This is a genomic window from Bradyrhizobium sp. Cp5.3 (assembly GCF_000426265.1).
In the GTDB taxonomy this organism is placed as follows: domain Bacteria; phylum Pseudomonadota; class Alphaproteobacteria; order Rhizobiales; family Xanthobacteraceae; genus Bradyrhizobium; species Bradyrhizobium neotropicale.
Genome location: NZ_AUFA01000011.1, coordinates 251,500 through 275,728 on the forward strand (window position 1 = coordinate 251,500; position 24,229 = coordinate 275,728).

Below are 24,229 nucleotides of genomic sequence, written 5' to 3' on the forward strand. Positions count from 1 at the left end.
ATGGCAGCCTTTCGCTGGTATGCCAGCCATTGCCCCGCCGGGCCTGGATGTGTCATGTAGACCCCGGTTTTTCGGACGGCGCGCGGGACGCGCGCCCGCGGCAAGAGAGCAAGAACAGGCATGAGAAACTTCCATTTCCCCGGCAGGTCCACGGTCCACGCCACCAACGCGATGGTGGCAACCTCGCATCCGCAGGCGTCGCTCGCCGCGATCGAGGTGCTGCGCGAGGGCGGCACGGCGGTGGACGCGGCGGTCGCGGGCTCGGCGGTGCTCGGCGTGATCGAGCCGCAATCGACCGGCATCGGGGGCGACTGCTATGCGCTGATCCAGCCGCGCGGCGAAGGCAAGATCATCGCCTATAACGGCTCCGGCCGGGCGCCGAAGGCGGCGAATGCCGACTGGTATCTCGAGCGCAAGATCAACTCGGTGCCGCTGACCTCGGCGCATGCGGTCTCGATCCCCGGCGTGGTCGACGCCTTCGCCACCGTGCTGCGCGACCACGGCAAGTTCGGCTTCGACCGCCTGCTGCAACCCGCGATCAAGGCGGCCGAGGAGGGCTACGTCGTCGCGCCCCGTATCGCCTTCGACTGGAAAAACCAGTTCGAGAAGCTGAAGAACGGCACCAACACCGAGCGCTATCTCCTGCCGCACGGCAAGCCGCCGGTGGCCGGCGACGTCATCCGCCAGGCGGAGCTCGGCAAGACGCTGCGGGCAATCGCCAAGGACGGACGCGACGCCTTCTACAAGGGCCCGATCGCGGAGGACATGGTCGAGACGCTGCGCGGCATCGGCGGCCTGCACACGCTCGACGATTTCGCCGCGCACACCACCGACGTGACGACGCCGATCGGCACCGCGTACAAGGGCTACGACGTCTGGCAGTGCCCGCCGAACGGGCCTGGCGTCACCATGCTGCTGATGCTGAACATCCTGTCGCGATTCGATCTGACCAAGTTCGCGCCGCTCAGCGTCGAGCGCTTCCATCTCGAGGCTGAGGCCGCGCGCATCGCCTACATGAATCGCGAGATGCATATCGCCGATCCCGATCACATGAAGATCAACGTCGCCGAGATGCTCGCCAACGGCTTTGCCGACGAGTACATCAGCAAGATCCGCATGGACGGCATGCTCGACCTGCCGAACGTCGCGCCGCCGATGAATCCCTCGACCATCTACATCACTGTCGTGGACAAGGACCGCAACGTCTGCTCGTTCATCAATTCGATCGCGCATTCCTTCGGCTCGGCGATCGTCTCCAACAAGACCGGCGTTCTGTTCCAGAACCGCGCCGGCGGCTTCCGCATTCAGCCCGGTCATCCCAACTGCATCGCGGGCGGCAAGCGCCCGCTGCACACGATCATGCCGAGCCTCCTGACCAAGGGCGGCCGCTCCGTGATGCCATTCGCCGTGATGGGCGGTCAGTATCAGCCGACCGGCCAGACGCATGTGCTGACCAACATCCTCGACTATGGCTGCGACGTGCAGGAGGCGATCGATATGCCGCGCGGCCTGCACTACGAGGGCCAATATCAGCTCGAGGACAGCGTGCCGGCGGCGATCGTCGAGGGACTGAAGAAGCTCGGGCACAAGACCACGAGCGTGGTCGGCCCGCTCGGCGGCGCCCAGGCGATCTGGATCGATTGGGACAAGGGCACGCTCACGGGCGGTTCCGACCCGCGCAAGGACGGCTGCGCCCTCGGATATTGATCGGCGAAGTTTTCCAGCAAGGCTGGAAACCCCAACCGCGTTGCGCTAGACACCTTCCGCCTCAAATGGAAGGTGTCTTATGCAGCGTTTTCAGCGCGCGCTTCTCGCCCTGATGTCGGCACTCGCGATCACCGTGATCGGCGGCGTGTCGCATTTCGTTTCCACCACGGCCTCGGCCCAGACCGCAGGAAAGACCATGACCACAGCTTCAGGCTTGCAGATCATCGATAACGCCGTCGGCACCGGCGCCTCGCCCAAGCCCGGCCAGATCTGCGTGATGCACTACACCGGCTGGCTCTATGAGAACGGCCAGAAGGGCAAGAAATTCGACTCGTCGGTCGATCGCAACGAGCCGTTCGAGTTTCCGATCGGCAAGGGCCGCGTCATCGCGGGGTGGGACGAGGGTGTCGCCTCGATGAAGGTCGGTGGCAAGCGCACGCTGATCATCCCGCCGCAGCTCGGCTACGGCGCACGCGGCGCCGGCGGCGTGATCCCGCCGAACGCGACGCTGATGTTCGATGTGGAATTGCTCGCGGTGAAGTGACCGCAGGTCGCGACGTAGCGGTCCGAAGGACGGCGTCGCTTCCGCTGGCCTACGCCCGGGCATCCACGTTCTTGCTTCCGTGCGGCCAAGTCGTGGATGGCCGGGACAAGCCCGGCCATGACGGATAGAGATCAACACAAGAGACCGGCCCTTGTGGCCGGTCTTTTCGCTTTCGGCTCTGATGTCCTACTCGGTACCGCGCTTTGCGGCCCCAGCGGCGCGGTCGATCGCATCCTTCGCGGCGTCCTTGGCATCACCCATGGCCTTCTGGCCCTTGCCCTTGACCTCCTGGACCGTGCCTTCGCCCTTCATGCGCTCGGAACCGGTGGCTTCACCGACGCCCTGTTTGGCCTTGCCGATCGCCTCGTTGGTGGTGCCTTTGATCTTGTCGGTCGTGCTACCCATGAAACTCTCCTTGCGATTTGCTCAGGAAAGCAACGCTGGGCGGCTATGAGCGTTCCGATTTTGGTATGGCTTGATGCTGCGGCTTTGGTTAGCTTGCCGCGCACGGAACCAACAGAAAGCAAGACCGATGACCGGCCACGACCACACGCATTCCCACCATCACGATCACGACGATCGCTGGAAACATGATGGCGTGCGCGTCATTCCCGGCAACCAGCTCGATACGAACGTGCCGTCGACGGCAGGTATGGACCGCGCAGCCGCCATCAATTTCGCACGTGTCGGCGCGCAGAAATTGTGGGCGGGCACCGTCAGCATCAAGCCGGATGCCAAGACCGGCGCGCATCACCACGGCCATCTCGAAAGCGTCATCTATGTGGTGAAAGGCAAGGCGCGCATGCGCTGGGGTGAGAGCCTGCAATTCACCGCGGAAGCCGGTCCCGGCGATTTCATTTTCGTGCCGCCTTACGTGCCGCATCAGGAGATCAACGCCAGCCCCGACGAGGTGCTGGAATGCGTGCTGGTGCGCAGCGACGGCGAGGCGGTCGCGATCAATCTTGACATCGAGCCCGTCGAGAAGCCCGAGACGGTGCTGTGGGTCGATCCCATCCACCGGGATCCGAACGAGACGAAGTAGGCCCAGCGCCAAAAAATATTCGGAAGCCGTGTCGGATGGCCGCCTGGCCGTCCGTCCTTGGGCGGAACCCCTCGAAGGAGCTTCCGATGCCCAAGATGATCTTCGTCAGTCTGCCGGTGACCGACCTCAAGCGCGCCACCGCCTTTTATGAGGCGGTCGGCGCGGTCAAGAACCCGCAATTCAGCGACGAGACGGCGTCCTGCATGGTCTTCTCCGAGACCATTTTCGCCATGCTGGTGACCCACGACAAATTCCGCCAGTTTACGCCGAGGCCGATCATGGATGCGAGGGCCGCGAGCCAGGTGCTGCTCTGCCTGTCCGCGGACAGCCGCAGCGAGGTCGACGATATCGTCGGCAAGGCCGTGGTCGCGGGCGGCATGCCCGATCCCAGCCCGAAGGAGGAGTTCAGCTTCATGTACGGCCGGAGCTTCGAGGATCCCGACGGCCATATGTGGGGCGTGACGTGGGTGGACATGGCGGCCGCGCCTGCGCAGCCCGACATGGCGCACGCCTGATCGAAATCCCGAAAGAGGAGCATTCACGATGTCCAAGGTCACGCCATGCCTGTGGTTCAACGGCAATGCCGAGGAGGCCGCGAACTTCTATGTCTCGCTCATGCCCGACTCGGAGATCCTGCACGTTCAGCGCAACGTCGCCGACAATCCGTCCGGCAAGGAAGGCTCGGTGCTCGTCGTCGAGTTCACGCTGGGCGGTCAGCGCCTCGTCGCGCTGAACGGCGGCATGAAGAAAGAGTACACCCACGCGCTCTCGCTGATGATCAAGTGCGACGACCAGGCCCAGGTCGACAGCGTCTGGGACGCCTTCCTCGCCCATGGCGGCAAGGAAGAGCAGTGCGGCTGGCTGAAGGACCGCTACGGCGTGTCCTGGCAGGTGGTGCCGAAGGCGATGTTCGAATTCTTTTCGAGCTCCGACACCGCAGCAGCGAGGCGCGCGATGCAGGCCATGATGAAGATGGTCAAGCTCGATATCGAAGGCGTGCGCCGGGCGTTCGAGAATAAGTCGGCGGCGTGAGGCCAGGACAAGTGCCGTAGGGTGGGCAAAGACGCGTTTGCCGTGCCCACCATTTCGCCCGAACTGAACGAGAGGCGGTGGGCACGCGTCGCTTTGCCCACCCTACGATCGATGGGCGCTAGTAATTGATACGCAGCCCTACGCCGCCGTGAATGGTGTTGCCGACGGGCTGCGGGCCGAGCGTACCGTTCGCGAAGAGGTCCACGATCCAGCCCTTGGAAACGCGGAAGCCGAGCCGGCCGCCATATTCGAACCAGCCCTGGTTGCCGATCGTCGGCACCACCATGCCGTTGCCGGTCACGGTGGCGACGATGCCGCTATGGGCCGCGAACGACTGCACCCAGCCGCCATTGATGTTGGCCTCGACATTGCTGCCGTAGAGATGGGTCCATTGGCCTCCGATCTTGACCAGGTTGGTGCGGTCGGTGCCGGTTGCGATTGCAGCGTCGAACGGGTTGAACGCCACCGCGCCGTCCGTATAGCCGGAGACACGCTGCCAGAGCTGCCAGACTTCGATGGAGGCGGCGACCTCGTCGCGCTGTGACAGGCGGCTCATCCAGCCGGCGCGGCCATAGACGGCGTAGTTCGAGGCGTTGGTCGAACTCGTGACACTCACCGGGCCGAGGCTGGTGTTGTAATTCCGGGTGTAGCGCGCTTTCTCCCACGGCGTCAGAATCGTGCCGATGTCGAAGAACGGCCGGGACGAGCCCCAGTCGGTGAAGTCGTAGCGCAGTGCGAATGCGCCGATCGGCGCGCTGGTGATGTTGTAGCCGCCCTCGCTGTATTGCGTGTAGGCAATGCCGGCGAGCAGCGACAGGTTGTTGGTGAGCTCCTTGCGGCCGTGGACGCCGGCCGAGAACGAGCCGGCCGAGCCGAACGCGCTGATGCAGTCGCTGCAATTGACCTGCTCGTTGACGCCGAGCAGCACCGTGCCGAGCACCCGGTTGGTGATCATCTGGTTGAAGCGCTGGTCGGCGAGGCCGCTGATCGAATTGCCGCTGGAATCCGCGCCTGTCGGGGATGGGTTCGGATAAGGCGACGGATAGGCGTTCGGTGTGTTCGATGTCGGCGTGGAGGTCGGGGCGATCTGCGTCGGCGTCAGCCCGCCGCACTCGGACTCGCAGGCGACCTGGGCTGCGGCCGGGCGCGTATCAAACGCAGCGACCGCCAGCACGGCGGTTGCGGCCAGGATGCCGCCGATCAGGAGATGCATGAAGCCTAGCTTGGCCATCATCAGCGCCCGCACAGCATGCCGTCGTCATGGACGGCAGGCGGGGTGGTCGAGGCGTCCGCATACTGGTTCACGGCGCACAGGCCGGCATTCGCGGCGCAGTTCGCTGCGAACGTCCAGGGCGGCGTGTTGGTCTTGGTAATGCTGACCTTGCCGCCGGCCGAGGTGATGATTGCGGTGTCGCCGGGCTGGGTGAGCTGCACGCATTGGAAGCTCAGCGTGCAGACGCTGGCCGCACCCTCCTGGAGCACGACGACGGAGCGGCCGCGCTGCGACAGGATGTCGAGCGTGGTGCCGCGCACGCCGATGGTCGCGAGCGGCGTCGTGATCTTGTAGGCGGTCTTCTCCGAATGTCCGGTGACGAAGCGGAACGCGCCCGTGGTCATGCGAATCGCGACGTCGCGATAGCTGTGCTCGTCGTTGAAGACGGTGCGGTCGAGCTTCAAGGTCGCGCTCGGCCCCAGCGACAGATTGGTGCTGTCGGCCATGACGAATCGGGCCGCGCTGTCGGCGCCGGTGCGCACGGTCTCGTCGCGCAGCATGCTGTCGCCGACATTGATCTGCGTCGTGGTTGCGGCCACGCGCACCACTTCGTTTTGGACCAGCACCGCTTCGCCGACACGCGTCTGCGCCTGCGCGCCGGACGTCGCGCACAGGACGGACAAGAATACTGCGGGGTAAAGCAAGAAACGCAAATTCATTTCGCAACCGATCGATGTGTCCCTGATCGTACCGGATCGCGCATGCTTGCGATGTGGCGGAATTATCACAAGGGGCGCGGGACTCGCGTTATGCTTAGTGACAGTTGCGGCAGAATGCGTTCAAAGCAATGCGCGAGTTTATTTTGTCCCGGGGTGACGCAGATTTGTCACGCAAAAAATCTCCACAACCACCACTGGAAGTGCGTGCAGCTCCGCCGTTGTCGCGGAGCGCAGTGATCGCTGTCGTTATTTTCCTGGTTGCGCATCTCGCGCTGCTGGTCGGCCTCACCGCGCCGGAGAAATTCGTCTTCGACGAGGTGCATTATGTCCCGGCTGCGCGGCAGATGATTGCACCGGTGATGTCGCAGCCCGTGCTCAACCCGATGCATCCGCCGCTGGCAAAGGAGCTGATCGCGCTGTCGATCGCGACGTTCGGCGACAATGCACTGGGCTGGCGCTATCCGGGGACGCTGTTCGGCGCGCTCGCGATCGTCGCGATCTATCTCTGCGGTCTCGCACTGTTCGCCGCACAAGGACCCGCGATCGCCGCCGCGCTGATCGCGGCGGCGAACCAGTTGGTGTACGTGCAAGCGCGCATAGCGATGCTCGACATCTTTGCGCTCGCCTTCGGCCTGCTCGCGACTGCCGCCTTCATGCATGGATTCCGAAAAGAGCGCCCGCACGCATTGTTCGCGGTCGCCGGCACCCTGTTTGGTCTTGCCGCGGCCTGCAAATGGAGCGGGCTGTTTCCGCTCGGCGTCTGCATCGTCATCGTCGCGGCGATCCGCCTGATGCAAAGCTGGCGCACGCTGTTTGCCGACGCGAAGCCGGACGACTGGTATCGGCCCGACCTCTGGCCCGACTTCAGGCTGCACCATGTCGCGCTGTGCTTCGCGGTGCTGCCGGCGGTGACCTATCTTGCGACCTTCGTGCCGCTTTACGGGCTGTCGCTGTCGGACCTGATCGAGGCGCAGCGCCGCATCTTCGCCGATAACACCACCACCGCGATCGCGGGCCACACCTATATGAGCGCGTGGCCGTCCTGGCCGTTGCTCGCGCGTCCGGTCTGGTTCCTGTTCGACAAGATCGCCGAGGACCACATCTCCGCGATCGTCTTCCTCGGCAATCCGCTGGTGCTGTGGCCGGCGCTGCTCGCGCTCGCCGTCGTGCTGCGCGACTTCATCGTGATGCGCCGCTGGGACGCGTTCCTGATCGCGGCGTTCTATTTCGGCCCATGGCTCGCCTGGGCACTGCTGCCGCGCACGCTCGGCTTCATCTATTACTATCTGCCGGCCGCAAGTGCGGCCTCGCTGGCGCTCGTCTATGTCCTGCGCAGGGGCGGCCTGCCGCGGTGGCTGCTGTGGGCCTATGTCGGCGTTGCGGCCATTGGCTTTGCGGTGATGCTGCCGATCTCGGCGGCATTCGTCGGCACCTCGATGCAGACGTTCAATCGCCTGATGCTGTTTCAGAGCTGGATCTGACAACAGAAAACCGCCTGCCGCTTCGGGCGGCAGGCGGGTTGTCGATTGCGGCGATCACTTCGACGCCGTCTTGGTGTCCATGTTCACGACCTGGACGCGGCGGTTGATCGGGTCGGCGCCGTTGGCGGCATCCTTCAGCTTGGTCTTGCCGTAGCCGACGGTGACGAGATCGCCGCCGCTGAGGCCGTAGTTCTGCACCAGATACTTCTTGATGGTGTCGGCGCGCCGCTCGGAGAGCCCCTGGTTGAACTCCTCGCCGCCGATTGCGTCGGTGTGGCCGGCGACCACGAAGGTCGAGCCCTTCAGCGCCGGATCGGAGAGCGCCTTGCCGAGTGCCTGCACGGAGGCGATCGAGGTCTTGGCGATGTCGGCCGAGTTGTAGTCGAACTGGATCTCCAGATCGATCTTCGGCTTGGTCGCGGCGAGCTCGGCGATCTGCTCGCGCTCGCCCATCGAGAGAGAGCGGGTCGCGCGGTTGCGCACGGTGTTGAGGAAGGTCGATTCCTTGGCCTGCTGGGCCGTGTCGGCCTGCGTCCCGACGGACAGACCGCGGGTCACCGGCTTCGGCTTCAGCGCGTTCAGGATCTGGTCGGCGGAGATGTTGTTGTCGCCGGCGAACGCCAGGCCCGCGGTCATCGACAGCGCGGCCGCAAGGGTAATCGCCTTCAGTCCAAAAAATTTATGAAAACGGGTCATTGTCGTATCCTCGCTGTTACGCCTGATGGCGATTTGATGCTGCGAGCCTAGGCCGGGTTCAAATGCCCTGATGTGATGCGGGTCACATTCACCACACCCGAATTGCAGGCAGATCTTAGCGCCGGCGCGGGTTGGCATCCATGGCATGTCCAGCCAGTGGCAGTGGCCTACCGCCGGGAAGCAGCGCTGTCTCATACGCGCATCGAAAGCAGAGCGCAGCTCCGGCTCACTTGTTCGAAATCGTTGTCCGTGACGCGCTGGACTCCAGGCCCTCGCGGGTACAATCTCTCTGTTATTGCTCGTCACCAGCCGCTATTGCCCGCTGCGTCAGCAGCCCGAAAAGTAACTGTCGCAGCATCTTCAAGCTCGGTTCGAGCAGCAGAAATCCCCGGGTGATCCAGATCACAGTGCGTTGCCGTGAACTGGATCAGACTGCTCTGATCGGATCGGCTCAGGCCGAACCGATGGCAGCGAAGAAGTTTGGATCAGGGGAGAATGATCATGCGCTTCTTGATCGCAGCAATTTCAATCGCAGCATTTATTGTCAGCGGCAACGCGGCTTTCGCGGACAAGCGCGTCGCCTTCGTGGTCGGCAACGCCGCCTACAAGAACGTCCCGCAGCTCCCTAACCCAGCGATCGATTCCAAGGCGATGGCCAGGGTGCTGCGCAATGTCGGCTTCGATGTCGTCGAGGGCTCCAATCTCACCCGCGACGCCATGACGGAAAAGCTTCTGGAGTTCGGCAAGAAAAGCGAGGGCGCCGACGTCGCCGTGTTCTTCTATGCCGGCCACGGGATTGCCGTGAACGGCGTCAACTATTTGTTGCCGATCGACGCCGACCTGAAATCCGAGATGGACGTGAAGCTGGGCGCGGCTATCAATGTCGACCTCACGCTCGATCAGACCATGTCGGACGCGAAGGTGAAGCTCGTGTTCCTGGATGCATGCCGTGACAATCCGTTCGCGGCAAAAATCCGTTCGGCCAAGGCCACCCGCTCCGTCAACGTGCAGACCGGCCTTGCCGAGATGAAGTCGGGCGAGGGCACGCTGATCGCCTTTGCCACCGGCCCCGGCCAGACCGCGCTCGACGGCGAAGCCGGCACCAACAGCCCGTTCACCCGCGCGCTCGTCGCCAACATCGCCCAGCCCGGCGTCGAGATCCAGCAGGCCATGACCAAGGTCCGCGCCCAGGTCAGTGACGAGACCAACAAGGGGCAATTGCCCTGGGGGCACACCAATCTCACCGGCAACGTCTATCTCAATCCGGTCGGCGCACCGGCTGCGGCCACGACCGATGGGGCGAACGCGGCGGTGTCGACCGCGAGCAAGCAAGGCGCCGACGTCGAGCTCGAGTTCTGGCGATCGATCAAGGACTCCAACAAGGTGGAAGAGCTCAACGCCTATCTCACCAATTATCCGAACGGCACGTTCAAATCGATCGCGCTCGCCCGCATCGCGGCCTTGCAGGATGGGCCGTCCAACACCACCCGCAACCTCTCGGCCGGGATCGATCCGGCGACCTTTACCGAAGAAGCCAGCCAGGTATCCGAAGACCAGGTTGGTCTGGACAAGAGCCAGCGCCGTGACGTGCAGCGCCGCCTCACCGGGCTCGGCTTTGACGTGAAGGCGACGGGCAAGTTCGACGACGAGACCCGTTCGGTGATCAAGCGGTGGCAGGCCGCGCGTGGCTATCCCGCGACCGGCTATCTGAACAAGCTCCAGCACAAGGCTCTGCTGTCGGAGATCATCTCGACCCGCGCGGCTTCCTCCGAGCAGGCCGACGACGAGCCGGTGCGTCGCCGTTCCTCCGGTGGTGGTGGCGCCCGGCGCCATTATGGCGGCGGCGGTGGTGGCGGTGGTAATCCGATGGGCGGCCCTGGTGGTCTGCTCGGCGGCATGATGGGTGGGCTGTTCGGCCGCCGCTGAGAGGCAGGCAGGCAAAGGCGGCCCGGTTCGGGCTGCCTTCGCGTTCCTCTTGCTCGCCGATCGTCGCAAAGCCGTCGCGCGATGGCCTGCCTGCGAACAAGAATTCGGCCAGATGCGCGCCTAGCACGACCTCATCATTCGACAATCACCGAGGAAGGGAGCCGAGTTCCGTCCAGTGCCCAGGCCGAGCGACTATCAATCCTATCGTGGCGGCCCGCCGGATCGGACAGCCTTCCTGAGTTCCATGCCCATCTACATCGGTGCCGGGATGATCGCGTTGGCGATCCTGGTGTCGACGCTGATGACGGGTCTCACCAGCCGCTATGTCGGCCTCGAAGCTCCGACCGACGAGAATATGTGGCTGGTCGATCGCCTGACCGGCGATGTCTATCGCTGCCAGGCGTCGGAGCGGGGCAAGGCCTCCTGCGAGCCCGACATCGCCACCGGCAGCGTCGGCGACCGGTCGAGGGCGCCGAAGGGCAGCCGCTGATCGCTCGCGCTTCGTGCGTGCCGCGCTGTCAGCAGATGGCAGCCGCGGCTTTTCTTGCGCTCGCTTGGCGGCCCGCTTCTTTCGCCCGGCGCGAATCCCGCTACATTGCACCTCGCAATGTCACGCGCGCCCAAACCGCTTCCACTCAGCACCACACAGGCCCGGCAGATCTGGCTGCATGCCCAGCGGCTCGACGTGCGCGCGCCGTTCGGGGAGGGGGCGCAAGCCGTTGCGGATGCGACCGCCCATCTCGGCTATGTGCAGATCGACACCATCAACGTGATCGAGCGCTGCCATCATCACATCCTCTATAGCCGCATCCCGTCCTACCGCCGCGCCGATCTGCGCCATGCCCAGAGCGTCGACAGAAGCGTGTTCGAATACTGGACGCATGCGCTGTCCTACGTGCCGACGGGCGATTTCCGCTTCTTCCTGCCGGCGATGCGCGAGCACCGCCGCGACGGGCACAAATGGTATGCCTCGGTGACGCCGGCCGACATGCGCAAGGTGATGCGGCTGGTGCGGGCCGGTCCGCTGACGATCCGCGACATCGAGGATGACGTGCTCACCGAGAAGGAGCATTTGTGGCAGAGCCGCAAACCCTCCAAGCGAGCATTGCAGCTCGCCTTCTATACCGGCGTCGTGACCATCAGCGAGCGCCAGGGCATGCTCAAGACCTATGAGCTGATGACGCGCCATTTCGGCTGGGACAAGCTGCCGAAGCCGGCATCGACAAAGGACATCACGGCCTATCTGCTGGACAGGGCCCTGCGGTCACAGGGCGTCGTGAGCCTCGATTCGGCCTGCCATCTCGACGCACCGCGTAAGAAAGAGGTGGCGCGCCTGATCGCCGCGCGCGTCCGCCGCGGCGAGCTTGTCTCCGTCGCGCTTGATGGCGCCGGCAAGCACGAGCATTGGACAGCGCCAGCCTCGCTCGAGGCGAACGGCGAGGCGATTTCACCCGATCTCGTCCACATCCTCTCGCCGTTCGATCCCCTGATCATCCAGCGCAAGCGCACCAATCTCTTCTTTGGCTACAACCATCTGTTCGAAGCCTATGTGCCGAAGGAGAAGCGCAAGTTCGGCTATTTCGCGTTGCCCGTGTTGGTCGGTGACGAGATCGTCGCGGCCCTCGATCTCAAGACCGATCGGCAGGACAAGAAGCTCCTGATGCAGAAATGGACCTGGGTCGGGGAGGGGAAGAAAACCGCCGGCCGCAAGGAACTGAAGCGGAAGATCGAGGACGAGCTCGATCGGTTTGAGCGGTTTCAACTCGCGGAGTGAGCGCTGGCAGCGAGGGTGTGGTGAGCGGCTTCAACAATCTCGTCATTGCGAGCGCAGCGAAGCAATCCAGAATCTTTCCGCGGTGACAGTCTGGATTGCTTCGCTGCGCTCGCAATGACGGAGGAGAGAGCCGAACTCACGGTGCTAGGGCGCCTTTGCCCACCCTACGATTCTGTCCAGCCAGACGCCAACCGCAATCCCCGCCGCATACGCCACCAAATTCCACAGCGAGAAGATGCGGCCGAGCAGCAAGGCGCCGGCCGTAGTCAGCCGGAATGCATCGAGCCAGGGTGCATGCACCAGGCGGGAGAACTCGACCACGAGCGCAATCGCGGCGGCAATGGCTGCGATCTGCAGTCGCGTCAGGCGCGGCGCCAAAACGCCGACCAGCAGGAACACCATGGTCGCCCACAACAGCGAGCCGCCGTACTTCACGACGAAGGCGGGGAGGCCGAGCGGAAAGCCGTGCCAGCGCAGGGACAGCCCGCCGGCGATCACGACCAGAACGAGTGCAGCGCGGGAGAGCGCCGTCCGCACCGCCGCAACGGGTTCATGCGGCTGCGTCCCGTGCATTGCTCGCTCCATTGACTCTTTGCCCGCGATGCTCAAAACCGCACTTCTGCCCTAAAAAAGCAACAACCCCGGGGGGAAGCCATGAGCCAGACCACGACCTTTGCCGGTTCCGCCGGCGGCGCCAAAAGCGCAATCGAGACCTCGACCATCCGCGCCATCTCCTGGCGCCTGATTCCCTTCCTGGTGCTGGCCTACTTCTTCTCCTATCTCGACCGCGTCAATCTCGGCTTCGCCGCGCTGACCATGAATGCCGAGCTGAAGTTCACACCGCTGATCTTCTCCTGGGGCGCCGGCATCTTCTTCATCGGCTATTTCATCTTCGAGGTGCCCAGCAACCTGGCGCTGGAGAAGTTCGGCGCCAGCCGCTGGATCGCCCGCATCATGGTGACCTGGGGCATCATCTCGGCGCTGATGGCGACGGTGAACGGGGTGACGAGCTTCTACGTTCTGCGATTCTTGCTCGGCGTCGCCGAAGCCGGCTTCTTCCCCGGCATCATTCTTTATCTGACCTACTGGTACCCGGCCGAATACCGCGCGCGCTTCCTTGCGGCCTTCGCCATCGCCGTGCCGGTCTCGACCGTGATCGGCGCGCCGATCTCGGGCCTGCTGCTCGGGCTCGACGGCGTGATGGGTCTGCAGGGCTGGCAGTGGCTGTTCATCATCGAGGGCATCCCCTCGGTGCTGCTCGGCATCGTCACCTGGTTCTATCTCACCGACAAGCCGGAGAAGGCGGACTGGCTCTCGGCCGAGCAGAAGGCCTGGCTCAAGGGGAGGCTTGATTCCGAGATTGCGGCCAAACAGGCCGTGAAGCATCTGTCGCTCGGCGAAGCGCTGTCCTCGCCCAAGGTGATCGCGCTCAGCCTGATCTATTTCGGCTTCGTCGGCGCGCTCTATGGCATGCAGTTCTGGCTGCCGCAGATCGTCAAGGCGTTCGGGCTCACCAACGCGCAGACCGGCTTCGTCACCGCGATCCCGTACCTGTTCGGCACCATTGCGATGATCCTGTGGGCGCGGCATTCCGATGCCACGCGCGAGCGCGTGATGCATGTCGGCGCGCCGCTCCTGCTGACCGCCGTCGCGCTCGGCACCTCCTCGTATCTCACCGATCCCACTCTCACGATGGTGGCGCTGACGGTGGCGGCGATCGGCGTGTTCTGCTGCTTCGGCGTGTTCTGGACCCTGCCGACCGCCTGGCTCTCCGGCATGGCCGCCGCCGGCGCCATCGCCCTGATCAACTCGATCGGCAACCTCGCCGGCTTCGCCGGGCCCTACCTGATCGGCTGGGTCAAGGAAGCCACGGGACAGACCTCGACCGGCCTCCTGGTGCTCGCCATCCTGCCGCTGATCGCCGGCATTTTGGTCTTTGCCGGCGGCCACGAGAGCAAGCACGAATTCGCCGATCAGGGGCGGTGAGGGGACCTTCGTCCGCGTAGGGTGGGCAACGGCGCGCACCTTGCGCGCCTTGCCCACCGTTTTTCCCCGATGGCGACGATGTGGTGGGCACGCTTCGCTTTGCCCACCCTACGAGTTTCGCACCCCAGAATGGCCTGGCGCGACCCGCTTCAGCGTCGCTACGCCGGCCCTCGAGCTCGTGCGACCTGACGTCACACCCAAGCTAACTCTTTGGCCGGTCTCACATCCTTACCATTCCTTAACGATCACGCTTTCCTGATGACTGACGATTATTGACTTTTATCAGTGATTAGTCGACATTTCTCCGGAACACAGAAGCAGGAGTGTCTCCGATGTTCGTCCGGTCCGTTTTGTCGAGCTATTCCAAGCTCTTGGCAGGCGCTTCGTTGGCCCTGATGGCCGTCGCGCTGGCCGGATGTAATGACACCGTCGCCGAGAAGGCCGAGCCGCCGCGGCCGGTTCTCGTCGCACCCGCCCATTATGAGGCCGAAACGCCGGAGCGCAGCTTCGTCGGCACCGTCAGGCCGCGGATCGAGAGCGACCTTGGCTTCCGCGTCGCCGGCAAGGTCGCCAAGCGCCTCGTCGAGGTCGGCCAGACCGTCGAGGTCGGCCAGGCGCTCGCGACCCTCGACGAGGTCGATCTGAAGCTCCAGGCCGAGCAGGCCGTCGCCGAGCAGACCGCCGCAACCGGCGTGCTGGCCCAGGCTGCCGCCGCCGAGCAGCGCGCCAAGGATCTGAAGGCCAAGGGCTGGACCACCGACGCCCAACTCGACCAGAGCCGCGCATCTGCCGATGAGGCCCGCGCGCGCCTCGACCGCGCCGTCCGTTCGGTCGAACTGACCAAGAATTCCCTTTCCTACGCGACGCTCAACGCCGACGCCCGTGGCGTCGTCACCGCAACGCTGATCGAGCCCGGCCAGGTGGTCGCCGCGGGCCAGGCCTCGATCCGTGTCGCCCGCTTTGCCGAGAAGGAAGCGGTCGTCGCGATCCCTGAGACGCTGGTCGAACGCGCCAAGTCGGGCGTCGCCAGCGTCACTCTTTGGTCGGAGCCCAACAAGAAATACGCAGCGAAGCTGCGCGAGATCGCGCCCGCCGCCGATCCGGCGACGCGCACCTATCTCGCAAAGTTCTCGCTGCCCGAAGCCGACGACAAGGTCGCGCTCGGCATGACCGCGACGCTGACGCTGTCGGATGCCGCGACCGAGCGCGTCGCGCGGCTGCCGCTGTCGGCGCTGTTCAACGAAGGCGGCAAGCCCTCGTTCTATGTCGTCGACGACAACGGCGCGGTCACGCTGCAGCCGGTCGCGGTGAAGTCCTATGAGAGCAACGACGTCGTCATCACCGGCGGCGTGCCGGAGGGCGCCAAGATCGTTGCCCTCGGCGTGCAGAAGCTCGATCCGAGTCAGAGGGTGCGGATCGTGTCGTCACTGTCGTTCTAACGCGTAGCGCATGATCCGGAAAAGTGTGCAGCGGTTTTCCGAATAGATCATGCGCAGAAAACAAGAGTTCCGTCGTTGCGAGGCGAGTTTCGGCCTTGGCCCCTACGCGAAGGCTGAAGCGGCGAAGCGATCCAGAACCTGCCCAGCCCCCTGGATTGCTTCGCTGCCTCGCGATGACGGGTTGAACAAAGTAGCTGTCGTTTTTGGCAATTGGATCGTCTTACGGAGAGTGCGATGAAGCGCTTCAATCTTTCGGCCTGGGCCGTCAGCCATCCGACGCTGGTCCTGTTCCTGATGATCGTGCTCGGTGCCGCCGGCTTCTTCTCCTACCAGAAGCTCGGCCGCGCCGAAGATCCGTTCTTCACGGTGAAGGTGGTCAACGTCTCCGTGATCTGGCCGGGCGCGACCGCGCAGGAGATGCAGACGCAGGTCGCCGATCCCATCGAGAAGAAGCTGCAGGAGCTGCCTTACTTCGAGAAGGTGCAGACCTACTCCAAGCCCGCCTTCACCGCGCTCCAGGTCACCTTCCGCGACAACACCCCGCCGAAGGACGTTCCCTATCTCTTCTATCTGCTGCGCAAGAAGCTCGTCGACGTGCAGGGCCAGTTGCCGTCCGGCATCCTCGGGCCCGTGGTCAATGACGAGTTCTCCGACGTCGATTCCATCCTCTACATGATGACCGGCGACGGCGCCGATTACGCGCAGCTCAAGAAGGTCTCCGAAGGTTTCCGCCAGCGCCTTCTGAAGGTGCCCGGCGTGACCAAGGTCGACGTCTACGGCAACCAGGACGAACGCATCTTCGTCGAGTTCTCGCATGCCAAGCTTGCGACGCTGGGCATCACGCCGCAGGCGCTGTTCGACTCGCTCGCCAAGCAGAACAACGTGACCCCGGCCGGCACGGTCGAGACCTCGTCACAGCGCGTGCCGCTGCGCGTCACCGGTGCGCTTGACGGCGCCAAGGCGGTGGCCGAGACGCCGGTCGAGAGCAATGGCCGCGTCTTCCGTCTCGGCGACATCGCGACCGTCACCCATGGCTATGTCGATCCGCCGAGCTTCGTCGTGCGCCAGGAAGGCAAGCCCGCGATCGGCATCGGCGTCGTCACCGCCAAGGGCGCCAACATCCTCGAGCTCGGCAAGGAGGTCGAGAAGGCGACCGCCGAATTCATGAAGGCGGTGCCGCAGGGCGTCAATGTCGATCTGATCGCCGACCAGCCCAAGGTGGTCGAGCACGCGGTGGGCGAGTTCGTGCACTCCTTCATGGAAGCGCTCGTGATCGTGCTGTTCGTGTCGTTCCTCGCGCTCGGCTGGCGCACCGGCATCGTGGTCGCGATGTCCGTGCCGCTGGTGCTCGGCATCGTCTTCATCGTCATGAACACGATGTCGCTCGACCTGCACCGCATCACGCTCGGCGCGCTGATCATCGCGCTCGGCCTGCTCGTGGACGACGCCATCATCGCGGTCGAGATGATGGTGGTGAAGATGGAGCAGGGCTGGGACCGCATGCGCGCTGCGTCCTTTGCCTGGGAATCCACGGCGTTTCCGATGCTCACGGGAACGCTGGTCACGGCCGCTGGCTTCCTCCCCATCGGCTTTGCCAATTCCGCGGTCGGCGAATATGCCGGCAGCATCTTCTGGATCGTGGCGATCGCGCTGGTCGCCTCCTGGTTCGTGGCGGTGATCTTCACGCCCTATATCGGCGTCAAGCTGCTGCCGGACATGAAGCTGCACCATAACCACGATCCGCACGCGGTCTACGAGACCCGCATGTACCGCGGCCTGCGCGCCATCGTGCAGTGGTGCGTCAATCACCGCATCACGGTGGTGGTCGCGACCGTCGGCATCTTCGTCGCCTCGATCGTCGGCTTCGGCCACGTCCAGCAGCAGTTCTTCCCGCTGTCGGAGCGCCCCGAGCTGTTCCTCCAGCTTCGCCTGCCGGAAGGCACCGCCTTCAACGTGACTGAGAAGGCGGTGAAGAAGGCCGAGACGCTGCTCAAGGACGACAAGGACATCGCGACCTACACGGCCTATGTCGGCCAGGGCTCGCCGCGCTTCTGGCTCGGCCTCAATCCGCAGCTCCCGAACGAGGCCTTCGCCGAGATCGTCATCGTCGCCAAGGGCGTCGAGGCGCGCGAGCGCGTCAAGGCCAAGATCGAGAACGCGGTCGCCGACGGCATGCTGACCGAGGCGCGCGTCCGCGTCGACCGCTTCAATTTCGGTCCGCCGGTCGGCTTCCCCGTGCAGTTCCGCGTGATCGGCCCCGACGCCAACAAGGTGCGCGAGATCGCCTATCAGGTCCGCGACGTCATGCGGGAGAACAAGAACGTCAAGGACGTCCAGCTCGACTGGAACGAGCAGTCGCCCTACCTCAAGCTCGTCGTCGACCAGGATCGTGCCCGTGCCATGGGCCTGACGCCGCAGGATGTGTCGCAGGCGCTGTCGATGCTGATCTCGGGCGCGCAGGTCACGACCGTGCGCGACGGCATCGAGAAGGTCGGCGTGGTCGCGCGTGCGATCCCGTCCGAACGCCTCGACCTCGGCGGCGTCGGCGATCTGACCATAACCTCGCGCAACGGCGTTGCCGTGCCGCTCCAGCAGATCGCCAAGATCGAGTACTCGCACGAGGAGCCGATCATGTGGCGGCGCAACCGCGACATGGCGATCACCGTGCGCTCCGACGTCGTCGACGGCGTGCAGGCGCCCGACGTCACCAACCAGATCACGCCGAAGCTGAAGGCGATCAAGGACAACCTCGAGCCGGCCTACCGCATCGAGGCGGGTGGCGCCTTCGAGGAATCCGCCAAGGGCAACGCCTCGATCTTCATCCTCTTCCCGGTGATGGTCATGGTGATGCTGACGCTGCTGATGATCCAGCTCCAGAGCTTCTCGCGCCTGATCCTGGTGTTCCTGACCGCGCCGCTCGGCATCGTCGGCGCCTCGCTCGGCCTCAACGTCGCCAACGCGCCGTTCGGCTTCGTGGCGCTGCTCGGGCTGATCGCGCTCGCGGGCATGATCATGCGCAACACGGTCATCCTGGTCGACCAGATCGAGACCGACGTCTCGCACGGCCTGACCCGCGGCGAGGCGATCGTGGAGGCAACCGTCCGCCGCGCCCGGCCGGTGGTGCTGACGGCGTTGGCGGCCATCCTCGCCATGATCCCGTTGTCGCGCTCGGCGTTCTGGGGCCCGATGGCGATCACGATCATGGGCGGATTGTTCGTTGCAACCTTCCTGACCCTCCTGTACCTGCCGGGTCTCTACGCGCTCTGGTTCCGCAAGAGCCTGGACGAGGCGGGCGCCCCCGAGCTGACCGCTGCGACGCAGCATGGGAGCGATGCCGAGCCGGCAATTCCGCTTGCTCAGGCGGCTGAATAAATGAAGAGTACCGACTAACGAGTCCTGATAGATGACACTGATTGCGGAACATATCGAAGGCGACACCCGGGACCGGATTCTCGAGGTGGCCGAGCGGCTGTTCCGCCAGATCGGGTATCAGAAGACCACGGTCGGGGACATCGCCAAGGAGCTCAGGATGAGCCCCGCCAATGTTTATCGCTTCTTCGAATCGAAGAAGGCGATTCATCAGGCGGTGGCGCGAGGCTTGATGGGCGAGGTCGAACTGGAGGCACAGCGGATCGTGGCGAGGCCCGGTCCGGTGCTGGAGCGCTTCCGCGAGCTGCTCACCACCATCCACCGCATGAACACCGAGCGCTATGTCGGCGATAACAAGCTGCACGAGATGGTCGCGATCGCGATGGAGGAGGACTGGGACGTCTGCGTCGCCCATATGGAGTGCATTGCCGGGGTGATTGGCCAGATGATCGCGCAAGGCGTTGCCTCCGGCGAGTTCGAGGCGCCCGACCTGCCGCTGGCCTCGCTGTGCGCCTGCACCGCCATGATACGGTTCTTCCACCCGCAGATGATCGCCCAGTGCGCCACCAAGCCGGGCCCGACCATCGACCAGATGATCGATTTCGTCATCGCCGGTCTGTCCCCCCGCCACTGACGGGCCGGGGATTTCTTCCCTATAAGCAGCTTCACCGTCATCCCAGGGTGATGGCGGGCAAGGCGGATCAACAGATTCCGTCATTGCGAGCGCAGCGAAGCAATCCAGGCTGTCTCCGCGGTGGGATTCTGGATTGCTTCGCTGCGCTCGCAATGACGATCAGGGAAAAACCAGCGTGACCGACAAAGACCTGCACTTCTACGAGCCTGCCAAGGGCCACGGCCTCAAGCACGATCCCTTCAACGCCATCATCGCGCCGCGGCCGATCGGCTGGATCTCCTCCCGCGACGCCAACGGCCACGTCAACCTCGCTCCCTACAGCTTCTTCAACGCGTTCTGCTACACCCCGCCGATCATCGGTTTCTCCTCCACCAACTGGAAGGACTCGGTCGAGAACATCCAGCAGACCGGCGAATTCGTCTGGAATCTCGCCACCATGGATCTGGCCAAGCACATGAACGCGACCGCGGCGCATGTCGCCCCCGAGGTCGACGAGTTCAAGATCGCAGGCCTCACCGCCGTCCCGGGCAGGCTGGTCAACGTGCCGCGCGTCGGTGAGAGCCCGGTGGCCTTCGAGTGCAAGGTGTCCGACATCGTCCGCCTCAAGGGCGCCGACGGCAAGGAGGCCGATGCCTGGCTGACGCTGGGTGAGGTCGTTGCCGTCCACATCGACAAGGCCATGATCAAGGACGGCGTCTACCAGACCGCCGCCGCCCGCCCGATCGTCCGCGCCGGCCGCCGCGGCGATTATTTCGAGATCAGGCCGGAAAACATGTTCGAGATGGTCCGGCCGGACTGATCTGAGCCGGGTCACGCTCCCCTTTCAATTTTCGTCATTCCGGGGCGACGCGTCAGCGTCGAGCCCGGAATCCATGCGTCCGCGGATACATGGATTCCGGGTTCACGCTTCGCGTGCCCCGGAATGACGGTGAGGGGACGAGCGCGCCCGTTACCCCCTCCCGGAACTGCCACCACGCCCCGGCCGTTATGGCCCTGGGCGGCCGCCTGGCCGCGTCAATTCGCTTCTTTTTGCGGGCGAAGTGTTCACTTCTGCCGGCCACTTTCCGCTAAAATGCCAGTCATCCGCGCGCTCCGTTCTTGCCATGAGGTTCTGCCATGAGCTTCCGCCGCGACACCCTCACCAAGCCGATCTTCGCTCTCGCCCGCGGCGCCTTGCCGGCGATGTCCGACACCGAGCGCGAGGCGCTGGAGGCCGGCGACGTCTGGTGGGACGCCGATCTCTTCACCGGTAATCCCGACTGGTCGAAACTGCTGAACGTTGCGCCTGCGAGGCTGACCGACGAGGAGCGGGCCTTCCTCGACGGCCCCGTCAACGAGCTCTGCGCCATGCTCGACGAGTGGAAGATCTTTTGGGAATGGCGCGACCTGCCGCTCGATGTCTGGCATTTCATCAAGCGCGAGAAGTTCTTCGGCATGATCATCCCGAAGGAGTTCGGCGGCCTCGGCTTCTCGCCTTATGCGCATTCGGAAGTGGTGCGCAAGATCTCGACCCGCTCGATCGCGGCCGCCGTCACGGTGATGGTGCCGAACTCGCTCGGGCCGGGCGAACTTCTCATGCGGTTCGGCACCAAGGAGCAGCAGGAGCGCTGGCTGCCGCGGCTTGCCGACGGCCGCGACATTCCCTGCTTCGGCCTGACCAGCCCCGAAGCCGGCTCCGATGCCGCCTCGATGGTCGACACCGGTATCATCTGCAAGGGCATCTTCGACGGCCGCGAGGTCATCGGTCTCAGGCTCAACTGGCACAAGCGCTACATCACGCTCGGTCCCGTTGCGACGCTCCTGGGCCTCGCCTTCAAGGCCTATGATCCCGATCACCTCGTGGGGAACAAGGAGGAGCTCGGCATCACCGTGGCGCTGATCCCGACCAGCTTGCCTGGCGTCGAGATCGGCCATCGCCATCTGCCGTCGATGCAGGTGTTCCAGAATGGCCCGAACCGGGGACGCGATGTCTTCATTCCGCTCGACCATGTCATCGGTGGCAAGGAGCTGTTAGGGCAGGGCTGGAAGATGTTGATGACGGCGCTTGCCGCCGGCCGCGGCATCTCGCTGCCGTCGCTGTCGGCCGCGGGCGCGGCCTTCGCGGCGCGCACCACCGGCGCCTATGCGCGCATCCGCGAGCAGTTCGGCATCTCCATCTCCAAGTTCGAAGGCGTCGAGGAGCCGCTCGCGCGCATCGTCGCGACCGCCTACCAGCTCGATGCGGCGCGGCGGCTCACCTGCGCGGCGCTGAATGCCGGCGTTCATCCTGCCGTCATCTCCGGCATCATGAAGCTGCACGCGACCGAGCGGATGCGGACCGCGGTCGACGACGCCATGGACATCCATGGCGGCAAGGCCGTGATCGACGGGCCGCAGAACTATCTCGGCAATCTGCATCGCGCCGTGCCGGTCGGCATCACGGTGGAGGGAGCCAACATCCTCACCCGCAATCTCATCGTGTTCGGGCAGGGCGCGATCCGCGCGCATCCCTATCTGCTCGACGAGATGAATGCGCTTGCCGACACCGACCGCGAGCGCGGGCTCACCGCCTTCGACAAGGCGTTCTGGGAGCATGTCGGCCACAGCTTCCAGACGCTGTTCCGCGCCTTCGGTCGCAGCTGGACTTTTGGCGCGTTCGCGCCGGCGCCGGATGCGGGCAAGGCGACGGGGTTCTATCGGCAGCTCTCGCGCTATTCGGCGGGCTTCGCGCTCTGCGCCGACATGGCGCTGCTCACGCTCGGCGGCGCGCTCAAGCGCAAGGAGATGCTGTCGGCGCGCTTCGGCGACATCCTCTCCGAGCTCTATCTGCTCTCGGCCGCGCTGAAGCGCTGGCAGGACGAGGGCCGGCAGAAGGAGGATTTCGCCGCGCTCGAATGGTGCATGGCGACCGGCTTCAAAACCATCGAGAACAGGTTTGCCGAGATCCTCGCCAATCTGCCGAACCGCTTCGTTGCGGTGATCCTCAAGCTCGTGGTCCAGCCCTTCGGCGCCCGCGTGCTCGGTCCAAGTGACCGCGTCGTGCATCAATGTGCAAGCCTTGTGCTGGAGCCCTCGGCGGCACGCGACCGCCTCTCGCCGGATCTGGCCCATGTCGATGATGACAGCGGCTTTGCCCGGCTGGAGCGTGCGTTCGAGCTGGTCGCAGGCGCGGACGCGATCGCAAAGCGCATGCGCGCCGCGCATATCCGCGACTGGAAGGAGGCGGTCATCAAGGGCGTGATCACGCAGGCCGAAGGTGAGCAGCTTGCGGCGGCTCACGAAGCCGTCACAAAAGTGATCGAGGTCGATGATTTTGCGCCGGAGGCGCTGTCGCCGATTTACAAGAAAACCGGCGACGTGCATCAGTTCTTCCAGGAACTGGGTGAACAGAGGGCGGCGAGCTGATGGCACGACCGGTTTTCATCGTCGACGGCAGCCGGACGCCGTTTCTCAAGGCGCGTTCGGGGCCGGGGCCGTTCACACCGGTCGATCTCGCCGTGCAATGCGGCCGGCCGCTGCTGGCGCGTCAGCCGTTCGCGCCGACCGCCTTCGACCAGCTCATCCTCGGCTGCGTCAACGTGATCGCGGACGAGATGAACCCGGCGCGTGTCGCGGCGCTCAGGCTCGGCATGGGCGAGAACATGGTCGCCTTCACCGTGCAGATCAATTGCGGCTCCGGCATGCAGTCGATCGACACGGCGTACCGCTACATCCGCGAAGGACATGCCGACATGATCCTCGCCGGCGGCACCGAGGCGCTGAGCCACGCGCCGCTGGTCTGGCCCAATTCCGGCGTGCGCTGGTTCGCGGGCCTCGCCTCCGCGAAGGGCATGGCGGCGAAGATCGCCGCGGCGCTGAAAGTGCGGCCGCGTTTCCTCAAGCCGATCATTGGCCTCGAGCGCGGGCTGACCGATCCCATCACCGAGCTGAACATGGGTCAGACCGCAGAGGTCGTCGGCCATCTCTTTGGCATCACCCGCGCGCAATCGGATGCCTATGCCGCCGAGAGCCATCGCCGGCTCGCGCATGCGCAGGCGCAAGGCTTCCTCAAGGGCGAGGTCGAGACCGCGTTCTCTCGTGACGGCAAGTTCTTCGACCATGACGACGGCGTGCGGCCTGACTCCACGCCGGAGACGCTGGCGAAGCTGAGGCCGGTATTCGAGCGCCCCTGGGGCCAGGTCACTGCCGGCAATTCCTCGCAGATCACCGACGGTGCCTCCTGGGTGATCCTCGCCTCCGACGAGGCGGTGGTGAAGCACAAGCTGACACCGAAGGCGGTCATCATCGACAGCAACTGGGCCGCGCTCGATCCGAGCATCATGGGGCTCGGCCCCGTGATGTCGGCGACGCCGCTGCTGTCGCGCAATGATCTCACCATCCAGGACGTCGAGACCTGGGAGCTCAACGAGGCCTTCGCCACGCAGGTGCTCGGTTGCCTCGCCGCCTGGAACGACGACAAATTCTGCCGCGAGATCCTCAAGCTCGACGGCGCGGCCGGCGAGATCGATCGCGACAAGCTCAATGTCGATGGCGGCGCGATCTCGCTCGGCCATCCCGTCGGCACCTCCGGCAACCGCATCGTGCTGCATCTCGTCAACGCCATGAAGCGGCTCGGCACGCGGCGCGGCGTTGCTACCGAATGCATCGGCGGCGGGCTCGGCGGCGCCATGCTGATCGAAACGGTGTGA

General features: G+C 64.7%; 21 protein-coding genes. 16 read left to right on the forward strand and 5 right to left on the reverse strand.

The window, feature by feature from the left end; all coding sequences use genetic code 11:
• Positions 1-120 precede the first annotated feature (120 nt).
• Both ggt and K289_RS0118645 read left to right on the forward strand, forming a co-directional pair.
• Positions 121-1,707 (forward strand): gamma-glutamyltransferase, encoded by a 1,587-nt coding sequence (ggt, locus tag K289_RS0118640; protein ID WP_027552921.1) that lies wholly within the window; start codon positions 121-123, stop codon positions 1,705-1,707.
• Between the two features lie 79 nt (positions 1,708-1,786).
• Positions 1,787-2,251, forward strand: a complete 465-nt coding sequence (locus tag K289_RS0118645; protein WP_027552922.1) for an FKBP-type peptidyl-prolyl cis-trans isomerase — start codon at positions 1,787-1,789, stop codon at positions 2,249-2,251.
• A gap of 186 nt (positions 2,252-2,437) precedes the next feature.
• Here K289_RS0118645 and K289_RS0118650 read toward each other — a convergent pair whose 3' ends face one another.
• The gene (locus K289_RS0118650) at positions 2,438-2,656 is read right to left on the reverse strand and encodes a CsbD family protein (RefSeq protein WP_027552923.1); all 219 of its coding nucleotides are present in this window, start codon (positions 2,654-2,656) and stop codon (positions 2,438-2,440) included.
• A gap of 127 nt (positions 2,657-2,783) precedes the next feature.
• Here K289_RS0118650 and K289_RS0118655 point away from each other — a divergent pair, with 127 nt between their 5' ends.
• From K289_RS0118655 to K289_RS0118665, 3 genes are all read left to right on the forward strand, one after another.
• Positions 2,784-3,293, forward strand: coding sequence for a cupin domain-containing protein (locus K289_RS0118655; protein WP_027552924.1), 510 nt, complete (start codon positions 2,784-2,786; stop codon positions 3,291-3,293).
• A gap of 86 nt (positions 3,294-3,379) precedes the next feature.
• Entirely contained in the window at positions 3,380-3,808 is a 429-nt protein-coding gene (locus K289_RS0118660; protein WP_027552925.1) for a VOC family protein, read from the forward strand.
• 28 nt (positions 3,809-3,836) lie between these two features.
• Positions 3,837-4,325 (forward strand): VOC family protein, encoded by a 489-nt coding sequence (locus tag K289_RS0118665; protein ID WP_027552926.1) that lies wholly within the window; start codon positions 3,837-3,839, stop codon positions 4,323-4,325.
• Between the two features lie 118 nt (positions 4,326-4,443).
• Here the strand turns inward: K289_RS0118665 and K289_RS0118670 are convergent, their stop codons facing one another.
• The gene (locus K289_RS0118670; RefSeq protein ID WP_027552927.1) at positions 4,444-5,556 is read right to left on the reverse strand and encodes a hypothetical protein; all 1,113 of its coding nucleotides are present in this window, start codon (positions 5,554-5,556) and stop codon (positions 4,444-4,446) included.
• A gap of 2 nt (positions 5,557-5,558) precedes the next feature.
• A complete protein-coding gene (locus K289_RS0118675) occupies positions 5,559-6,257 on the reverse strand; it encodes a FecR domain-containing protein (RefSeq protein WP_027552928.1) in 699 nt (232 codons plus the stop codon).
• A 128-nt stretch (positions 6,258-6,385) separates the two neighbouring features.
• Between K289_RS0118675 and K289_RS0118680 the strand changes: the two genes are divergently transcribed.
• Complete coding sequence (locus K289_RS0118680) at positions 6,386-7,738, forward strand: phospholipid carrier-dependent glycosyltransferase (RefSeq protein ID WP_198024734.1); 1,353 nt, start codon at positions 6,386-6,388, stop codon at positions 7,736-7,738.
• Positions 7,739-7,792: 54 nt separating this feature from the next.
• Here the strand turns inward: K289_RS0118680 and K289_RS0118685 are convergent, their stop codons facing one another.
• Positions 7,793-8,434 carry an OmpA family protein gene (locus K289_RS0118685; RefSeq protein WP_027552930.1) on the reverse strand — a complete coding sequence of 214 codons (642 nt, stop codon included), beginning with the start codon at positions 8,432-8,434 and terminating at the stop codon, positions 7,793-7,795.
• A 501-nt stretch (positions 8,435-8,935) separates the two neighbouring features.
• Between K289_RS0118685 and K289_RS0118695 the strand changes: the two genes are divergently transcribed.
• The 3 genes from K289_RS0118695 (at position 8,936) to K289_RS0118710 (ending at position 12,134) form a co-directional block, all read left to right on the forward strand.
• Complete coding sequence (locus K289_RS0118695; protein WP_027552931.1) at positions 8,936-10,360, forward strand: caspase family protein; 1,425 nt, start codon at positions 8,936-8,938, stop codon at positions 10,358-10,360.
• Between the two features lie 244 nt (positions 10,361-10,604).
• Positions 10,605-10,850 (forward strand): hypothetical protein, encoded by a 246-nt coding sequence (locus tag K289_RS0118705; RefSeq protein WP_027552932.1) that lies wholly within the window; start codon positions 10,605-10,607, stop codon positions 10,848-10,850.
• 117 nt (positions 10,851-10,967) lie between these two features.
• Entirely contained in the window at positions 10,968-12,134 is a 1,167-nt protein-coding gene (locus K289_RS0118710) for a winged helix-turn-helix domain-containing protein (protein WP_027552933.1), read from the forward strand.
• Between the two features lie 144 nt (positions 12,135-12,278).
• Here the strand turns inward: K289_RS0118710 and K289_RS0118715 are convergent, their stop codons facing one another.
• Positions 12,279-12,707, reverse strand: a complete 429-nt coding sequence (locus tag K289_RS0118715) for a DUF2809 domain-containing protein (protein WP_027552934.1) — start codon at positions 12,705-12,707, stop codon at positions 12,279-12,281.
• 81 nt (positions 12,708-12,788) lie between these two features.
• Between K289_RS0118715 and K289_RS0118720 the strand changes: the two genes are divergently transcribed.
• From K289_RS0118720 to K289_RS0118750, 7 genes are all read left to right on the forward strand, one after another.
• A complete protein-coding gene (locus tag K289_RS0118720; protein WP_027552935.1) occupies positions 12,789-14,120 on the forward strand; it encodes an MFS transporter in 1,332 nt (443 codons plus the stop codon).
• Between the two features lie 332 nt (positions 14,121-14,452).
• Positions 14,453-15,559 (forward strand): efflux RND transporter periplasmic adaptor subunit, encoded by a 1,107-nt coding sequence (locus K289_RS0118725; RefSeq protein ID WP_027552936.1) that lies wholly within the window; start codon positions 14,453-14,455, stop codon positions 15,557-15,559.
• A gap of 234 nt (positions 15,560-15,793) precedes the next feature.
• A complete protein-coding gene (locus K289_RS0118730) occupies positions 15,794-18,931 on the forward strand; it encodes an efflux RND transporter permease subunit (RefSeq protein WP_027552937.1) in 3,138 nt (1,045 codons plus the stop codon).
• 31 nt (positions 18,932-18,962) lie between these two features.
• Positions 18,963-19,562, forward strand: a complete 600-nt coding sequence (locus K289_RS0118735) for a TetR/AcrR family transcriptional regulator (RefSeq protein ID WP_027552938.1) — start codon at positions 18,963-18,965, stop codon at positions 19,560-19,562.
• 175 nt (positions 19,563-19,737) lie between these two features.
• A complete protein-coding gene (locus K289_RS0118740) occupies positions 19,738-20,361 on the forward strand; it encodes a flavin reductase family protein (protein ID WP_027552939.1) in 624 nt (207 codons plus the stop codon).
• 317 nt (positions 20,362-20,678) lie between these two features.
• Positions 20,679-22,946: an acyl-CoA dehydrogenase gene (locus K289_RS0118745; protein ID WP_027552940.1), complete on the forward strand. Its 2,268-nt coding sequence runs from the start codon at positions 20,679-20,681 to the stop codon at positions 22,944-22,946.
• Positions 22,946-24,229: an acetyl-CoA C-acetyltransferase gene (locus K289_RS0118750; RefSeq protein ID WP_027552941.1), complete on the forward strand. Its 1,284-nt coding sequence runs from the start codon at positions 22,946-22,948 to the stop codon at positions 24,227-24,229. The genes K289_RS0118745 and K289_RS0118750 overlap by 1 nt, the downstream gene beginning before the upstream one ends.

What these genes read in the sequence shown, in the direction of transcription:
- K289_RS0118730 (WP_027552937.1), top strand. Translation starts at nt 15,794, where the DNA reads ATGAAGCGCTTCAATCTTTCGGCCTGGGCCGTCAGCCATCCGACGCTG.
- K289_RS0118705 (WP_027552932.1), top strand. Translation starts at nt 10,605, where the DNA reads ATGCCCATCTACATCGGTGCCGGGATGATCGCGTTGGCGATCCTGGTG.
- K289_RS0118715 (WP_027552934.1), bottom strand. Translation starts at nt 12,707, where the DNA reads ATGCACGGGACGCAGCCGCATGAACCCGTTGCGGCGGTGCGGACGGCG.
- K289_RS0118670 (WP_027552927.1), bottom strand. Translation starts at nt 5,556, where the DNA reads ATGGCCAAGCTAGGCTTCATGCATCTCCTGATCGGCGGCATCCTGGCC.
- K289_RS0118680 (WP_198024734.1), top strand. Translation starts at nt 6,386, where the DNA reads ATGCGCGAGTTTATTTTGTCCCGGGGTGACGCAGATTTGTCACGCAAA.
- K289_RS0118655 (WP_027552924.1), top strand. Translation starts at nt 2,784, where the DNA reads ATGACCGGCCACGACCACACGCATTCCCACCATCACGATCACGACGAT.
- K289_RS0118725 (WP_027552936.1), top strand. Translation starts at nt 14,453, where the DNA reads ATGTTCGTCCGGTCCGTTTTGTCGAGCTATTCCAAGCTCTTGGCAGGC.
- K289_RS0118665 (WP_027552926.1), top strand. Translation starts at nt 3,837, where the DNA reads ATGTCCAAGGTCACGCCATGCCTGTGGTTCAACGGCAATGCCGAGGAG.
- K289_RS0118750 (WP_027552941.1), top strand. Translation starts at nt 22,946, where the DNA reads ATGGCACGACCGGTTTTCATCGTCGACGGCAGCCGGACGCCGTTTCTC.
- K289_RS0118735 (WP_027552938.1), top strand. Translation starts at nt 18,963, where the DNA reads ATGACACTGATTGCGGAACATATCGAAGGCGACACCCGGGACCGGATT.
- K289_RS0118645 (WP_027552922.1), top strand. Translation starts at nt 1,787, where the DNA reads ATGCAGCGTTTTCAGCGCGCGCTTCTCGCCCTGATGTCGGCACTCGCG.
- K289_RS0118745 (WP_027552940.1), top strand. Translation starts at nt 20,679, where the DNA reads ATGAGCTTCCGCCGCGACACCCTCACCAAGCCGATCTTCGCTCTCGCC.
- K289_RS0118710 (WP_027552933.1), top strand. Translation starts at nt 10,968, where the DNA reads ATGTCACGCGCGCCCAAACCGCTTCCACTCAGCACCACACAGGCCCGG.
- K289_RS0118675 (WP_027552928.1), bottom strand. Translation starts at nt 6,257, where the DNA reads ATGAATTTGCGTTTCTTGCTTTACCCCGCAGTATTCTTGTCCGTCCTG.
- K289_RS0118685 (WP_027552930.1), bottom strand. Translation starts at nt 8,434, where the DNA reads ATGACCCGTTTTCATAAATTTTTTGGACTGAAGGCGATTACCCTTGCG.
- ggt (WP_027552921.1), top strand. Translation starts at nt 121, where the DNA reads ATGAGAAACTTCCATTTCCCCGGCAGGTCCACGGTCCACGCCACCAAC.
- K289_RS0118660 (WP_027552925.1), top strand. Translation starts at nt 3,380, where the DNA reads ATGCCCAAGATGATCTTCGTCAGTCTGCCGGTGACCGACCTCAAGCGC.
- K289_RS0118695 (WP_027552931.1), top strand. Translation starts at nt 8,936, where the DNA reads ATGCGCTTCTTGATCGCAGCAATTTCAATCGCAGCATTTATTGTCAGC.
- K289_RS0118650 (WP_027552923.1), bottom strand. Translation starts at nt 2,656, where the DNA reads ATGGGTAGCACGACCGACAAGATCAAAGGCACCACCAACGAGGCGATC.
- K289_RS0118720 (WP_027552935.1), top strand. Translation starts at nt 12,789, where the DNA reads ATGAGCCAGACCACGACCTTTGCCGGTTCCGCCGGCGGCGCCAAAAGC.